Origin of the sequence: Maridesulfovibrio frigidus DSM 17176, assembly GCF_000711735.1 — a bacterium.
Taxonomy (GTDB): Bacteria; Desulfobacterota; Desulfovibrionia; order Desulfovibrionales; family Desulfovibrionaceae; genus Maridesulfovibrio; species Maridesulfovibrio frigidus.
The window spans coordinates 217270-231830 of record NZ_JONL01000003.1 but is presented as its reverse complement, the minus strand read 5'-3'; the positions used below and the strand labels follow the sequence as shown (position 1 = coordinate 231830).

The 14561-nt window shown below is 43.1% G+C and carries 13 protein-coding genes and 2 tRNA genes; 2 read left to right on the top strand and 13 right to left on the bottom strand.

What is annotated here, in order from left to right; genetic code table 11:
* Positions 1-7: 7 nt before the first annotated feature.
* From BR06_RS0108375 to BR06_RS0108330, 10 genes are all read right to left on the bottom strand, one after another.
* The gene (locus tag BR06_RS0108375) at positions 8-1219 is read right to left on the bottom strand and encodes a tyrosine-type recombinase/integrase (RefSeq protein ID WP_031482019.1); all 1212 of its coding nucleotides are present in this window, start codon (positions 1217-1219) and stop codon (positions 8-10) included.
* Between the two features lie 177 nt (positions 1220-1396).
* Positions 1397-1488: transfer RNA gene (locus BR06_RS0108370), tRNA-Ser, on the bottom strand.
* 162 nt (positions 1489-1650) lie between these two features.
* The gene (locus BR06_RS0108365) at positions 1651-2307 is read right to left on the bottom strand and encodes a response regulator (RefSeq protein WP_235727692.1); all 657 of its coding nucleotides are present in this window, start codon (positions 2305-2307) and stop codon (positions 1651-1653) included.
* A 354-nt stretch (positions 2308-2661) separates the two neighbouring features.
* Positions 2662-2755, bottom strand: a tRNA-Ser gene (locus BR06_RS0108360).
* Positions 2756-2848: 93 nt separating this feature from the next.
* Complete coding sequence (gene der, locus BR06_RS0108355; RefSeq protein WP_031482017.1) at positions 2849-4198, bottom strand: ribosome biogenesis GTPase Der; 1350 nt, start codon at positions 4196-4198, stop codon at positions 2849-2851.
* A 255-nt stretch (positions 4199-4453) separates the two neighbouring features.
* Positions 4454-5488 (bottom strand): S-methyl-5-thioribose-1-phosphate isomerase, encoded by a 1035-nt coding sequence (gene mtnA, locus BR06_RS0108350; protein ID WP_031482016.1) that lies wholly within the window; start codon positions 5486-5488, stop codon positions 4454-4456.
* Positions 5489-5503: 15 nt separating this feature from the next.
* Positions 5504-6949: an Asp-tRNA(Asn)/Glu-tRNA(Gln) amidotransferase subunit GatB gene (gatB, locus tag BR06_RS0108345; RefSeq protein ID WP_031482015.1), complete on the bottom strand. Its 1446-nt coding sequence runs from the start codon at positions 6947-6949 to the stop codon at positions 5504-5506.
* Positions 6950-6994: 45 nt separating this feature from the next.
* Positions 6995-8272, bottom strand: a complete 1278-nt coding sequence (locus BR06_RS0108340) for an MltA domain-containing protein (RefSeq protein ID WP_031482014.1) — start codon at positions 8270-8272, stop codon at positions 6995-6997.
* 5 nt (positions 8273-8277) lie between these two features.
* The gene (locus BR06_RS0108335) at positions 8278-10023 is read right to left on the bottom strand and encodes a hypothetical protein (protein WP_031482013.1); all 1746 of its coding nucleotides are present in this window, start codon (positions 10021-10023) and stop codon (positions 8278-8280) included.
* A 12-nt stretch (positions 10024-10035) separates the two neighbouring features.
* Positions 10036-10887, bottom strand: a complete 852-nt coding sequence (locus tag BR06_RS0108330) for an NAD(+)/NADH kinase (protein ID WP_031482012.1) — start codon at positions 10885-10887, stop codon at positions 10036-10038.
* Positions 10888-11260: 373 nt separating this feature from the next.
* Between BR06_RS0108330 and BR06_RS0108325 the strand changes: the two genes are divergently transcribed.
* Positions 11261-11677, top strand: coding sequence for a DVU0524 family FlgM-associated protein (locus BR06_RS0108325; RefSeq protein ID WP_031482011.1), 417 nt, complete (start codon positions 11261-11263; stop codon positions 11675-11677).
* 56 nt (positions 11678-11733) lie between these two features.
* Positions 11734-12033, top strand: a complete 300-nt coding sequence (flgM, locus tag BR06_RS0108320; RefSeq protein ID WP_031482010.1) for a flagellar biosynthesis anti-sigma factor FlgM — start codon at positions 11734-11736, stop codon at positions 12031-12033.
* A gap of 112 nt (positions 12034-12145) precedes the next feature.
* Here the strand turns inward: flgM and fliW are convergent, their stop codons facing one another.
* From fliW to flgL, 3 genes are all read right to left on the bottom strand, one after another.
* Complete coding sequence (gene fliW, locus BR06_RS0108315) at positions 12146-12598, bottom strand: flagellar assembly protein FliW (RefSeq protein WP_031482009.1); 453 nt, start codon at positions 12596-12598, stop codon at positions 12146-12148.
* On the bottom strand, positions 12574-12813 hold the full coding sequence (gene csrA, locus BR06_RS0108310) for a carbon storage regulator CsrA (RefSeq protein ID WP_031482008.1): 240 nt from the start codon (positions 12811-12813) through the stop codon (positions 12574-12576). The genes fliW and csrA overlap by 25 nt, the downstream gene beginning before the upstream one ends.
* A gap of 152 nt (positions 12814-12965) precedes the next feature.
* A complete protein-coding gene (gene flgL / locus BR06_RS0108305) occupies positions 12966-14531 on the bottom strand; it encodes a flagellar hook-associated protein FlgL (RefSeq protein ID WP_031482007.1) in 1566 nt (521 codons plus the stop codon).
* Positions 14532-14561 lie beyond the last annotated feature (30 nt).

Below are 14561 nucleotides of genomic sequence, written 5' to 3'. Positions count from 1 at the left end.
CTCTATTTTAAATATCAGAAAACAACGGAACAACTTTTCCACCAAACTTCAAACTATCCAAATAATTTGCCCACGCCTGCATCATCTTCCTACGTTCAAGTAAATGCTCTGCATAGTTGTAACTAGCCCTAACTTTATCCTTTGGAGTATGGGCTAACTGTCGTTCAATAGCGTCTTTGTTCCAACCATGTTCATTCAAAAGAGTGGAGGCCATAGACCGAAAGCCATGTCCAGTCATTTCGGTCTTATCGTAACCAATACGGCGAAGACTTACGTTGATAGTATTCTCTGACATCGGACGAGTCGTTGTCCTGATACTGGGGAAAATATAACCAGACGGTCCAGTCAACTGATAAACTTCTTTGAAAATATCAACAGCTTGATGTGACAAAGGTACAATATGAACGGCCCCGCCCTTCATCTTTTCCTCAGGTATACGCCATTCACAGCCATCAAAGTCTATCTCACTCCACTCAGCCGTTCTTAGCTCGCCTGGACGCACGAAAACCAATGGAGCTAAACGGAGGGCGCAATGAACAACCAAAGTGCCATAGAACTCATCTATAGCTCTTAAGAGAGGCCCTATTTTTTTAGGATCAGTAATCGAGGGGAAATGTTTTACTTTTCGCGCTGGTGGAATTGTCCCTTTTATGTCCGCGGCGGGATCACGCTCGACTCGACCAGCCGCAACCGCATAACGGAATATTTGAGACATAATCTGACGAATTCTTCTCGCTGTTTCGACTGCTCCGCGCTTCTCGCAGCGTTGGGTAACGCTAAGCATATCTTGGACCCCGAGCTCCGAAATAGGACGACTTCCGATGAAGGGGAAGATATTCTTTTCCATCCGTTCCATGGTTGTCTTGGCATGACGCTCACTCCATCCGAGTTCCTGCTTGCCAAACCATTCTCGGCTAATCGCTTCAAATCCTTCAGTCGCACTGGTTCTACGCTGATCTTCTTTGCGCTTTTTTGAAGGATCAATGCCCTTGGCAACTTGAGACTTGAGCTCTCCCCGTTTGAGACGAGCTTCTTGGAGGGTAATGTAGGGATATGTGCCAAGAGAAAGCATCGTCCGTTTCCCATTCATCTGGTAACGGAACCGCCACCACTTGCGCCCACTAGGGCTAACAACAAGAGATAAACCTTCGCCATCATTCAATGTTTGTTCTTTAATCGTAGGTTTAACAGCTTTAACTTTCGCATCTGTCAGTGCCATAAAATACTCCAGTAAGTGGTATAAAAAAAATGGTATAAATTACTTTATACCATTTTTTATGCCCAAACAAATGCCCAATCAGGACAACTCAGGACTATTCATGACAACCAAAAGACAAAAAAAAGCCCTCATATTGAGGGCTTATGACACTTCCAGACATGAAGTGAATATGAAATATGGCGGAGAGGGAGGGATTCGAACCCCCGGAGGGCTCACACCCTCAATAGTTTTCAAGACTACCGCGTTCAACCGGACTCTGCCACCTCTCCAAACGCAAAATGAAAATTGTCGATATCGCTCTAAATGTCAACCTTTATTTAGTATTAAAATGATTTAAATTTGATTTATCTTTAAACCATGCACAGTATATTGAAAATAAAGGTAAAATAAGGGTAAAAGTGTATAAAATTAAGTAAAAACCAAGCAGCTAATTACAAAAATATTCCGCGAGATGAAATTCTCTCTCCGTATGCCCTTAGTTCCGCGATTGACTTCGTGCCCAATTTTTTCATTAAGTTGGCGCGATGCTTCTCTACCGTCTTAACACTGATATTCAGAAGTTCAGCAATTTCGCGATTCTTATATCCAGTGAGGATATTTTTCAAAATTTCCTTCTCCCGCTTGGTCAGCGAATCTAGCTTCTGACAGCTTTGACCGCGCCCCTTTTGCAAGAATCCCTTTGCGACCTCACCAGATATCCCCGGAGCCAGATAAACCTTACCATCCATGACAGTCCTAATAGCCATCACAAGCTCTTCGCTAGTCGAGTTCTTCAGAACATACCCGCTTGCACCAGCATCAAGAGCAGAAAAAACATGTTCAGCATCAACATGGGCCGTCAGTGCCAGAAATTTTAAAGAGTTACCTTCTCCAACAAGCTCTTGAATAGCCTGAATACCGCTTTTAACTGGCATAGACAAATCCATCAGCACAACATCGGGATTTAACCGTTTGCAAAGCCTGACAGCCTCAAGGCCATTCTCAGCCATACCCAAGACGTTAATACCATCTTGATATTTAAGAATAGTCTTAAGTCCCTCTCTGACCAATGCATGATCGTCTACTATTATCACACCGACTTGATTCAAAATTTATCCTCTTGAAGATACAAATCTTCTCTAATCATTCTAGAATATCTAAAACAACTCTAATACAAATAAAAAGAATTGCAAACTTATAGTAACTACTACTGTTTAGACAGTAATCGGCATTTAAAGTAACAACTTGAAGCAAAATAGTCATTTTCGAAAATAAACTCACTACTATTTAACAAAAAGCCTAGAATCGTCCGAATTACCTTATAATTATACCAAGCAATTTTAAATAAAAATAATCATAATCAAACGGGTAAATAGCTAACGAACAATAAGACTGGAGATAGCATTCCTAAAAGACAAAAAAAAAGAGCAGTTGAATTAATTCAACTGCTCTTTAAACATTCGTGGCGGAGAGGCGGGGATTCGAACCCCGGATAGAGTTTAACCCCTATACTCACTTAGCAGGCGAGCGCCTTCAGCCGTGCTCGGCCACCTCTCCAATTCACTTGAGTGAGTGTTGCAACTTGCGTTTCACCCGCTCAGGAGCGTCTAAATAGGAAATATACACTCAGCTGTCAACCCTTTTCTACTATTATCTCGTTACTTTATTTTTAGCAGTCGATCTAAAGTAGATGTTGAGCGGAGCAATCTTAACATTCAATATCTTTCTAAGCTTGTTCTCAAGGAAACGATGATACGTAGGCCTGATCAATCTTTCGTCATTAATGAAGAAAATAAAGGTCGGCGGTTCTTCGTCAGCTTGAGTCAGGTATTTAAACTTAGCTCTTCTGCGCTTAACAACCGGCGGCTGATGCTTCTCAATAACTTCTTTCATGATTCTATTAAGCGGCCCTGTAGAAACGCGTAGAGAGCATTCTTTCTTAAGCTTAGCTGCAAGAGGAAGAATTCCGCCAAGGCCGGACTTAGTAACACACGAAGTATAAATAACCGGAACATGATTCGCTATTCTCAGTGCCATTTCAAAGCCAGCGCGAAGTTCATTGCGTTCTTCTAAAGAAACCAGATCAACTTTATTTACCGCGATGATAAATGGAGTTGCCTCTTTCGCAAGAAAATCAATCAGTCTTTTATCCTGCTTTGTAAGTCCACCAAGCGCATCCACCACCATGACGGTGACGTCTGCCTTCTTGCTGCTCTTCAAAGCTCTAACTACACTGAATCGTTCGAGTTGATTTGAAATATTGGTTCTACGACGAACTCCGGCAGTATCTACAAAAGTAAACACCTTTCCACCGGACTCAAAAGTAACGTCAACACTATCACGGGTAGTTCCCGCAATCTCGCTGACAATAACTCTTTCTTCTCCAGTCAAAGCATTAACCATGGAGGACTTACCTGCATTAGGGCGTCCGAGCATGGCAATCTTAAGGCCTTTCTTTTCATCATCTGCTTCTTCGTCTTCAGGCACAATCCCTGTGTTCTCGGCAAGCTCGGCAACCTTAGCGCGCAAAGCTTCCAGATTGAACCCGTGCTCAGCAGAAACAGGCATGATCTCCATACCTAGACAATGAAATTCGGATAAAGCCTGATCTTCAAGTTCAGATCCATCAACTTTATTTACAACAACAACGATAGGTTTGTTGCTCTGGCGAATGTAAGCGGCGACCTGCTCATCAAGAGGAGTCATGCCGAGGCGTCCATCCACCACTAATAAAAGGGCATGAGCTTCTTCAATAGCTTCTCGAGCTTGATCAAAGATATCCACCTGAAATTCTTCGGAATCATTGTCGCTTTCCATCACGAGTCCACCGGTATCTACAAGAGCGTATCTAACGCCTTCGTAGTGACCTTCATCATAGATACGATCACGGGTAATCCCGGGCATATCATGAGTCAGAGCTCTCTTCTTCCGCAACAACCTATTAAATATAGTGGACTTACCAACATTTGGACGTCCTACAAGTGCTATGGTCGGCAACATGGCCAGCCTCCTGAAAAAAAATATAACGTGTAAACCGTAAACCGTAGATGAAGCGTGTTACGAAAAAATAGTATAACTGAAAAAAGACGGGAAGACATCATCTTCCCGTCTCTGGTGTCTCAATGGCGGCATATGGCACAATGAGTCTTACTCTGTAAAGCCCCAATTGCAATTAGTCAAAACAAAAATAATTACAAAAAATGAGCTCACAAGAATAATCTACCCCATTTGATCCACATGCATCATGTATATGTACTAGCTGAAAAGCTTCTTAATTGCTTCAGTATAAGGAGGCCTCAAAACGCCCTTCTCTGTAACAATTCCAGCAATAAGCTCATTTGGAGTCGGATCGAAAGCGAAATTAAATACTTCCACACCTTCGGGGGTAATTCTAGTATCACCAACATGAGTAACCTCACGCGGGGTACGGTCCTCGATGGGAACGTCATCACCTGTAGGAGTCTCGATATCAATGGTGTAAACAGGAGCAGCCACGTAAAATGGAATGCCGAATTCTTTGGCAAGCAGGGCCACTCCGTAAGTTCCTATTTTATTAACAGCATCACCATTAGCAGTGATTCTGTCAGCTCCGACAACAACTTTCTGTACCAGCCCTTTTTTCATGAGCAGCGCACAAGCGTTATCACAAGCAACCTTTACAGGAATACCGTCACGGTGAAGTTCGTATGCAGTGAGTCTTGCGCCCTGTAGGAAAGGACGAGTTTCATTCGCGATGACCTGAACTTTTTTACCCTGATCAATCGCGCCTCTGATAACTCCTAAAGCTGTACCGTATCCGGCAGTAGCAAGAGCACCAGCATTACAATGAGTCATTACTGTATCACCGTCATCGATTAGTGCTCCGCCAAATTTACCGATATCTTCGCACATGCGAATATCGTCAACATGGATAACCTTGGCGCGCGCAAGCCAAGTAGAACAAAGGTCATCTAAAGAAATATCGCCAGCTTCTTTCCAAATCCCTCTCATTTCACGAACAGCCCAGCGCAGATTTACTGCTGTTGGACGTGCATTTTCGATTTTATCAAGATTTGTTTCGAGAGCTTTTTTCCAGTCATCACGACCTGCAACTTCGCGCCCAGCAAGGTAACATCCGTAAGCCGCTGTTACGCCGATAGCAGGTGCGCCGCGAACAACCATGACCACAAGGGCCTCGACGATATCGTCAGTTGTTTTGCAGTCAAACCAATCTTCGCGAGTAGGCAGGTAGCGCTGATCAAGAAGTACTAGAGCGTCTTTTTCTGCTGAATATTGAATATGTTCGGTCATTATATTTCCTTTTAATTACGAAAGTTTCTGCTGAATCATTTTACTGACAATGCCGGGATTGGCCTGACCTTTGGTCTCTTTCATGACTTGTCCCATGAAGAAGCTAACCAATTTCTTTTTGCCGCCCTTGTACGCCTCAACTTCAGTTGGATTATCCGCAAGCACTTTGTCTACTGCGGCTTCAAGGCTGGAGGAATCAGAATTCTGTTCCAGCCCCTTATCCTTTACAAACTTAGCAGGATCAAGCCCTGCGGTGAAAATTTCATTGAAAATATCTTTACCAATTTTATTACTAATAACGTCTTTATCGACCATTTCAACGAGCTTTGCCATCATTTCAGGCTTAAATTTACACTCGGAAAGACCAACTTCAGACTGATTCAATTCTCTCATGAAATCGCCTTTGATCCAGTTCACAACCTTTTTAGGCTCGTTGTATGAATCAAGAACAGCTTCATAATAATCGGCAATATCTTTTTCGGCGGTAAGCAGTCCAGCATCGTCTTCGCTGATCTTAAAATCTTCTTCAAAGCGAACTTTGCGTTCAGCTGGAAGTTCAGGCTGCGCAGCCTGCCACTCGGCAAGCCATTCATCCGCAATGACCAGAGGAACTAAGTCTGGATCTGGAAAATAGCGGTAATCATGAGCATCAGCTTTGCCGCGCATGGAATGAGTGGTTCCCTTGTCAGCATCGTAAAGGCGTGTTTCCTGAATAATTTTTTCGCCGTCTTCAATAAGGTCGATCTGGCGAGCCACTTCATAATGAATAGCTTTATGAACATTTCTAAACGAGTTGATATTTTTAAGTTCCGCACGGGTGCCGAACTCTTCCTGACCGAATGGACGGACAGAAATATTAACATCGCAACGGAAAGAACCTTCTTCAAGGTTACCGTCACAAATATCGAGGTAAAGCAGAATACTGCGCAATGATTTAAGGTAAGCAACAGCTTCTTCAGCATTACGCATATCGGGCTCACTTACTATTTCAATAAGCGGAACGCCTGTGCGGTTAAGATCAACAAAACTTGCATTTTCAGCAACAGAGTGAATATTCTTACCTGCATCTTCTTCCATATGGATACGGGTAACGCCAATGCGTTTTTTACAAGGCTCACCTGATTTATCTTCATAAGAAATATCAAGATGTCCGTGCTCGCATATGGGCAATTCAAACTGGGAAATCTGATACCCTTTCGGAAGGTCAGGATAAAAATAGTTTTTACGAGCAAAAATTGATTTCTGATTTATGATGCAGTTAGTAGCAAGCCCCATTTTGGCTGCGTATTCCATAACTTTTTCATTCAGAACAGGAAGCACACCGGGCATACCCGAACAGACTTCACACACATTCTCATTCGGTTCTTTACCAAACTGAGTGGAACAACCACAAAATATCTTCGTATTAGTCTTAAGCTGAGCATGAACCTCAAGCCCGATAACTGTTTCAAACTGGACCATATACCGCTCCTTACAATTATTTATTAAACAGGAATTATCCTGATATTATCTTCTTAGTGCTGCCCGACTGATCAACAGCGACACGGGAATTTTCTTTTTCAAATGATGAGCCGTATACTTAAACTCATTTCCAGTACCTATATAGTAGTCAAGCCGCGCCCCGCGAATCGCTTTACCTGTATCCTGAGCAAGCCCGATTCCATTTACCCTGCGCGAAGGCTGCCCTTCTTTAGGATAAATATCGGTGCGAAATGAAACAATCGAGCCCAAAGGAATCAACTGCGGATCAGAAGCAAGACTCACCATAGACAGCAAAGGTTTTCCTGTCGCACCTAAAGGCTCTCCGCGAGTTATCTTAAAAAATATGTAACTCTTATTCGAAGCCATTATTTCCCACATTTTGTCAGGATGACTTAGAAGATAGTTCTTAATTTTTGCACGAGACAGCTGGCTTCTTTTCAATATCCCTTTGTTGAGCATGATTTGTCCAAGCCCTTTAAAGGAAAGTCCATTAGTCCCGCTGAAAACCGCAGTACGCAATCTGCCGTCCGGCAAACGCAACACTCCGCCCCCCTGAACATGCATATAGAACAGGTCCACGGGATCTTTAAACCAAGCAACTTCAAGTCCGCGACCCGATAAAACTTTCTTTACATCAATATCACGGCGGGAATGATACGGAAGAATCTTCCCGTTTTCAACCCTATAAGCTTTGCGTAATTGTTCGGACCACGGATGCGTCTGACCGGGACGTGCTTTACGCAAATCCGGCGGTACACGATAAACAGGATATTTATACGCCCCTCTCTTCGTCAAACTAGCTTCAATAACCGGAGTATAATAACCTGTCATTTCCGCGCCGGACTGAAGCTCATACCACACAAAATATTTTCCAAGCAGCTCTGGATTCTTATCTAAACGAGGTAGCAAACGTTCTAAATCTTCAAGAGATTTACGAAGCTGGCCCCACGTTAGCCGAAGTTCATTTCTCTTAAGAGCCAATCCTCCGGACGGATTTCTGCGGGCATATTCAATAGATCGTCTGATCTGCGGACCTAACTGTTTCCATGACTTCATCCCCTGAGAGCGAATATCTATTCTTCGCGCAGCAAGTTCCGACGAAGAAGAAGGAAGTAGAGAATATTTAACAGGTCCAGACGCAACAAAATTATCTTTTGCGCGTTTGCTTTTCCATGTTTTAGGCTTAGTTCTGGAATATTTTTTCTTGCCCACGCTTGGTATTTTAGTTGCACACCCGCAGGCCAAAAACGAAAGGGCACAGACAATTAACAGCGTTTTAATGAAAGGAGTTAATTTAATCATTTATTTTACGGCTCAATGACTACGTCACTAAATCTGCCAACTCCATATTCACGTCTGCGTAAAAACTTATCAGCACTCGGCCCGATAATTTGTAATTCCCGATAACCGAGCTGAACATCCTGAGCAATGTGCATTTCCTTAGTACAACCGGTAGAATACGTTGCATCTTTACCGACCCATACCGGCGGAACTTTCTTACCCATCAGTTCAAAACTCCTTTCAATATCAGCGTAAGTCTGGAATCTCCAAATGGAGATTAATCCGCTACGCTGAACCTTCTCCCACATAAACATAAGATCATCCGCATCCATTCCCTCTTCGAAATGTTCTGCGGGGTTTATTATATATGTATCTTCAAGGCGATCCCGAAGGTCAGTCACAAATGTCATCAAAAGTTCAATGGCAACATCAACCTGCCCCGGAATACTTCCAACGACCGCACTGTAAAACATTACAGCCTTTCTTTCCGCTCTAGCCTGTTGCATCTCGGTGATAATCTCATCAGCCTTGGCTGAGATGTCAGATTCACTAAATTGATGAGCGGAAGGCGATTTAGCTTTAAAATCAAGTTTGAACTTACCATCTAAATTACGATGGAAACACAGCACATCACGAGTGAAAAGATGTGTATTTTTAATAAGCCTGCGACGATTCTCCCAACCCTTCGCGAGAATTAAATCAGACTCTTTCCATGCTCTTGCAAAAGTAACACTACACCGAATTAAATTAAGCCTCTCTCTAGTTCCATCTGAGATGATCACCAGAGGATTTTTGCGTAATGTAGCAAGGAGATCATTTTTGGAAACCCTGTCATCCGTCATGAAATAGGCACCTTTCAATGCCTCAGCAAGCACAGGATCATTTTCACTGTCCCAGAAAGTAGGAGAATCAAAAGAGAATCCTTCTTTAAGAGCCATGATTACACTGTGCCCCTGTCTGAGCAGAGACTTTACCATCAAAAAGTCAGCCATTAAGCCGCCCGACTCATCTGGTATAAATAAAATTTTGAGCCCGGATCTATTTTGACTGAAAATATCTATCACGCTTGAAAAATCGACTTTATCTTTGGAAAAACACGTTGAATAGCGAGTAAGATCCCCTGAAAAAATATCTGAACACCAAATATCCGGCAGAGTTGATAATCTAAAGATCCTTTCAAGCTCAATCATATCCAGTTCAAAGCGCATATCTTCTAAGCAATCACAATGCAGAGCAGGGTAAGGACATGACTCCATTGATCTCTTGAAGAAGTCACTCTTAGTGTATGCTTTTCCTCTGCTGGTCAGAATATTTTTACGATTAAGGTATGGATCATCAAGGCCGCTTTGGGAAAGAAAAATTGTAACCATACCTTTGAGCAGGCGACACGGAATCAGAGTCGATGCATCGATGGCCTGTTTAAATTTATGGCGACAAAGGTTCAAAATCAGTTTGCGCTGATAGCGGTCTGAAACATGGGTGCGAACCAGCTTGATAAGTATTTTCCAGACGTAAATGTATTCCTGCAACAAGTCAGATGCAAGACCAGGTGTAACCAGTCTGTTAAACAGCCAATCGGAACAAGGCGCAAAAACCTGATCATCATCCATGGAAACCATGAACCGGAGCTGTTCAGGGGAAGCATTTTTTATAGGATCGATAAAACTTGCAAGATGATTCGCTGTCATAAAATGAAGCAGCCACGCATCTACCGCAGGATCTTTCCCATAACGAACGTCTTTAATCGATGTAAAATCAAGTGCCATTACCATATACGCGCTCCATTACTCTGTAAGAAAACCTTTGCTTCTGAGCTTTTCAAAAAATGTATTACTGCTAATGCGAGCCAGCAACAGGTCGTTTTCATGTCGTTTCACAGTTATGCGATACCCGGTGCTAAGCGGATAGGGAGCTCTACCATCCTCGGTTATATACACATCACCGCTGGATTCGGAAATTTCAATGGTAAGAGGTCTTTCAGCAGGCAAAACCATTGGTCTTATACCATTTAAGAAAGGACAGACGGGAGTGAGGCACATTACAGGAAGTTCAGGATGTACGAGAGGGCCCCCCGCGGAAACATTGTATGCAGTAGATCCCGTCGGAGTTGAAATGATAACCCCGTCAGCACGGATATGTTTGATCCATTGCCCCTTCTGCCCTATATCGAAAGAAATAATACGTGCAACTACTCCGCGAGAAATAACCAGATCATTTACAGCAACACCTTTAGCTACAATTGCATTGCCGGACTGTACTTCATAATGAAATACAAGCCGATGCGAAATATCAAGATCGTTGCTGAAAAAATTCTCAAGAGCAACTTCCCAGTCGTCAGGCGAAACTTCAGCTAAAAAACCGACCCTGCCATGATTAATACCAAGAACAGGAATTTTCCAATCTATTACGACTCCAGCGGTACTGATGAAGGTTCCATCCCCGCCTAACACGAGAACAAGAGAGCAATTTTCCCGATACTCGAGAAGCTTTACATGAGCAGGAGGCGCCGGATGCTCAACGGTAACAGATTGTACACCACGCGCAGCAAGCCACCTTGAAATAGTTATTCCAAGTTCGGCAGCAGCGCCCCCTCCGGCCTTTGTTACTATAAGTACTGAACCATGACTGTCTGACATAGACTATTACCTAGTAGAAAGAGGCTTAAGATTCAACCTTAAGCTTTCGTTTAATTAGGCCCAAATGAATGTTAATTGCCAAACGAAAGACACTTAGTGAATTTTAGCTCTGTTTTCCTTGACACTAGGAGTGTATTATATGAGTAACGAGCCAACATTCCGTCACTGTTTTCCGCAAATCTGTGACGACCTTTAAGACTAAATATTATTAATTTTTTGGGCCTTAATTTTTACAGTTAATACTTTTAAACACTCCATACTCACGACAACACACTCTATTTTATCCTCTTTTTTTAATTCCTTTTTTTTACATAATTACCCTAAAGTATACCAATAAACGTGCCGATAAGGGTAATAAGAAGGAGTACAAGAAATGGCAAACAACCCTGCCGAAATAAGAAATATGCTGCGAACCTATGGTAAGCAGTTGACTAGCGCCAAGAGACTAGCCAGATTCAGGAGAGCCCTGAAGATGAGCGAGTCCGTTGACGTTGTCACTATTTCAAGGCAGGCAAGGCGTCGCGAGCTTGTAGAAAAGATTTCTAGAGAAATTATCGAAAATCTGATTGTTTCGGGTAATGAAAACCCAGTAGTGTCCGATATACTAGAACAGCTAGAGTTAGATTTTGGCGAAAAGTACTTATTTGAATACCCACTTGACGGAAGTGATATTCAAGTGATTAAAGAGACCACTAGTGGAATTGTAGACCTACCTAACGAAGAAAAGTCTCAAGTCATGAATAGGCTATGGGAAATAACTCTCGAAAAGGTAGACAGGACGATGCTCTAAATTAATGCTTTATAACAACACGCTAATAACAACATTTGGCAATCCCGGAGGGGATTATGAAAATCAATCAGTTTAACAATACCCCCCTCAAAACATACTCTGAGAGTCGGGTAACGAACACTACAGATAAGGCTCAGTCACAGAGTTCAACCTCTGCGCCGACTAGTGACGTGGTTAATGTTTCGTCGCAGGCAAAGCTACTTGGCACAGCCAGGCAGACTGCTGCAAACAGCCCGGATACTAGAGAGCAGAAGGTAAATGAGCTTAGAGATCAGGTTCGCGCTGGAACCTATAAGCCGGATATCCGCAAGACGGCTATGAACCTTGTCCGCGACGAAGTAGATTTCTTGCGCTAAAAGAAAAAAACACAAAAGAAAACGGTGAAACTCAAAAAGAGTCTCACCGTAAAGATAGAACTGAGCTTTATAAACGGGTAACTAATACCCGCCGTACAACCCGGCAACGCCCCTAACGGGATTCATCGTCTGCCGGGCGAAAGTGCGTGGGATATTTAGAATCCACTTGAGGAACCTGCATACCTCGACGCGCTTCCGAGTTGATCACGATAGGACCACCCAGATTCAAAGTTGTTTCATCCGGTCTTCCCGGAGGAATTGTTACAGTTACTAACACGCCTAATTGACGAACATTTTCAAGCCTGAGGACTCTTTTTTCAGCATCACTCAGTCTAACTTCATATTCATCCATAAAGCTGTACGGGTCGACGACGAGCAGGCCTAACCCTGGGTCCTCAATACTCTGCAACAATAAAAAAGGAGAATCATCTCTGATTTGAATCAGAGTGAAATCTCTTTTATCGTCAAAACCGATTAGACCACGGGAAAAGTAGATGATCGATTCGTCAGCGATCTCTCTTTCTCCAAGTCGAGTCCTGATTATTTTTTTTCTTTCTTTTGCCATAATTCGGTCGCAGCAAAGAGGTCCTGCTGTCTGTTTTCAAGCGCCATACGGTTCTGTTCTTTAATTTTGAGGTAAACCTCTTCCCTATAGACAGTAGTTTCTTGCGGTATCTCTAGGCCCAGCTTAACCTGCCGGCCCTGAACACTTAATACCGTAATCTTTATATTGTCATCTAGGTAAAGAGCTTCGCCCGGTCTCCGAGTCAGAATCAGCATATTCTCTTGTGTGTAAGTAATCCATATTGGATTGTTTTTTCTTCCATGAAAACATCCGCCACCTCAGCAAACTTTTCCGTTCACTAAAAATCTCATACCGCATCATTACCGTTACGGGCAAGCATTATACGGACAAGACTTTAAAATTTTGCTTATACATAGTTCAAAAGATTCATCTTCATAATCATCGAAGAGCTCTTGAGAACAGCTTCGTATACAATTTGCTGCTGGGTCAACTTGGTCATAAGCTCACCAACATCAATATCTTCAATGTGAGAGATTCGCTCACTTTCGTTCATCTGCAGACCGGAGAGAATATTGTCAGCCACAGCAAGCCTGTTTTCCCTACCACCCACATCAGCAACCCTTGTGAGCAAAAGTTCTTGAGACTTGTTAAGGCTGTCCAAACACTCCTGCACGCCGGACTGATTGTTCGTTTCAAGAAACGCAACCAGATTACCCATTGTTTCAAGAAGGTTCTGCGAAGCCTTGGAATTACTACCGGTAAGCATACTGTTGTTATTAAACACAGCACTGGCATTTGACTGCCCCGGAGCCTCATAGACTCCACCAAAAATATCTTTACCAACGTCATTGATCTTAACGTATTCATTTTCCTGAATCTGGACGTTTATTGCAGCAGTGTCAGGCCTTACTATGAACTGATCATTTGAGCTGAGTATATTAGTTCCGCCAGCTCCAGCATTAGAAAAAATTGTCAAAATTCCGCCGGGAATGCTCAAAACAGCATTTGAAGCTACTCCATCAGCAGTTTTCACATTACCCTCAACCCAATTAGTTCCTCCATCCTGACTGAAGGAATAACTAATGTTGGATTGAAGTCCGCCAGTAGAATCTATGCGGACAACCACATCGCCAGAGAAAACGCCTTCCGCATTGGTTCTGCCACCGCCAAGTGGAGAGTTCATCCCAACAACGTTCACAGCATCTTCATCATCGCCCATATACTCAGCGCCCGGCCTAACCCACATCCATGTTCCAGTAGAATCATTGGTGTTGGCTGCAGAGTTAGCACGAACAGTGGTCCCGGCTTCGAGATCCATCGTTACGCCGTCAAAATCTAAAGTATTCGCACCGGTAGCAAGAGTCTTAGTTATAAAAGTAGTTCCGCCATCCTTTGAATAGCGATAATCAAGATCCTGTGCTCCGACATCTCCGGAATCTAAAAATTGTACTACAATAGTCCGATCAGTATTTCCCTGAATGCTGAACTGCTGAGATGAAACAGCGGAATCGTTAGTTGTCATCCATAGAGTTTCATTAAAAGCATTCTGATCAACCTTATGCCCTGCGTAAATACTCTTACCTTCGTACTCCGTATTTGCCAGAGATATGAGCTGCTGAAAAAGCTGACGAGCTTCATAACTAATCTGCTCTCTATTGTCTGCGGTAATTGTTCCAGAAGCGGCCTGCTCGGCAAGCTCCTTAGCTCTGGTCACGATTGTTGAAGACTGAATGAGCGTATTGTCAGAAAGATTGAGCCATCCTTTGGCTGTATCAATATTGGTGCGGTACTGCTTTACAGTTGCAAGAGTTTCACGGTGGTTAAGAATACGCGCCATGCCAACAGGATCATCAGAAGGCTTATTTACCTTCTTCTGAGTCTGAGCCTGAATATTGCTCTCGACCAGATCCGTGAGCGACCTGTTCATATTAGACACGTAAGTGCCGAAAAGCATTTGTTGCGATACTCTCATAACCTTTCTCCGTTAACCCTGTTCATTAGT

Coding starts and splice junctions, on each gene's coding strand:
- BR06_RS0108375 (WP_031482019.1), bottom strand. CDS start 1,219: ATGGCACTGACAGATGCGAAAGTTAAAGCTGTTAAACCTACGATTAAA.
- der (WP_031482017.1), bottom strand. CDS start 4,198: ATGTTGCCGACCATAGCACTTGTAGGACGTCCAAATGTTGGTAAGTCC.
- mtnA (WP_031482016.1), bottom strand. CDS start 5,488: ATGACCGAACATATTCAATATTCAGCAGAAAAAGACGCTCTAGTACTT.
- gatB (WP_031482015.1), bottom strand. CDS start 6,949: ATGGTCCAGTTTGAAACAGTTATCGGGCTTGAGGTTCATGCTCAGCTT.
- BR06_RS0108340 (WP_031482014.1), bottom strand. CDS start 8,272: ATGATTAAATTAACTCCTTTCATTAAAACGCTGTTAATTGTCTGTGCC.
- BR06_RS0108335 (WP_031482013.1), bottom strand. CDS start 10,023: ATGGTAATGGCACTTGATTTTACATCGATTAAAGACGTTCGTTATGGG.
- BR06_RS0108330 (WP_031482012.1), bottom strand. CDS start 10,887: ATGTCAGACAGTCATGGTTCAGTACTTATAGTAACAAAGGCCGGAGGG.
- BR06_RS0108325 (WP_031482011.1), top strand. CDS start 11,261: ATGGCAAACAACCCTGCCGAAATAAGAAATATGCTGCGAACCTATGGT.
- flgM (WP_031482010.1), top strand. CDS start 11,734: ATGAAAATCAATCAGTTTAACAATACCCCCCTCAAAACATACTCTGAG.
- fliW (WP_031482009.1), bottom strand. CDS start 12,598: ATGGCAAAAGAAAGAAAAAAAATAATCAGGACTCGACTTGGAGAAAGA.
- csrA (WP_031482008.1), bottom strand. CDS start 12,813: ATGCTGATTCTGACTCGGAGACCGGGCGAAGCTCTTTACCTAGATGAC.
- flgL (WP_031482007.1), bottom strand. CDS start 14,531: ATGAGAGTATCGCAACAAATGCTTTTCGGCACTTACGTGTCTAATATG.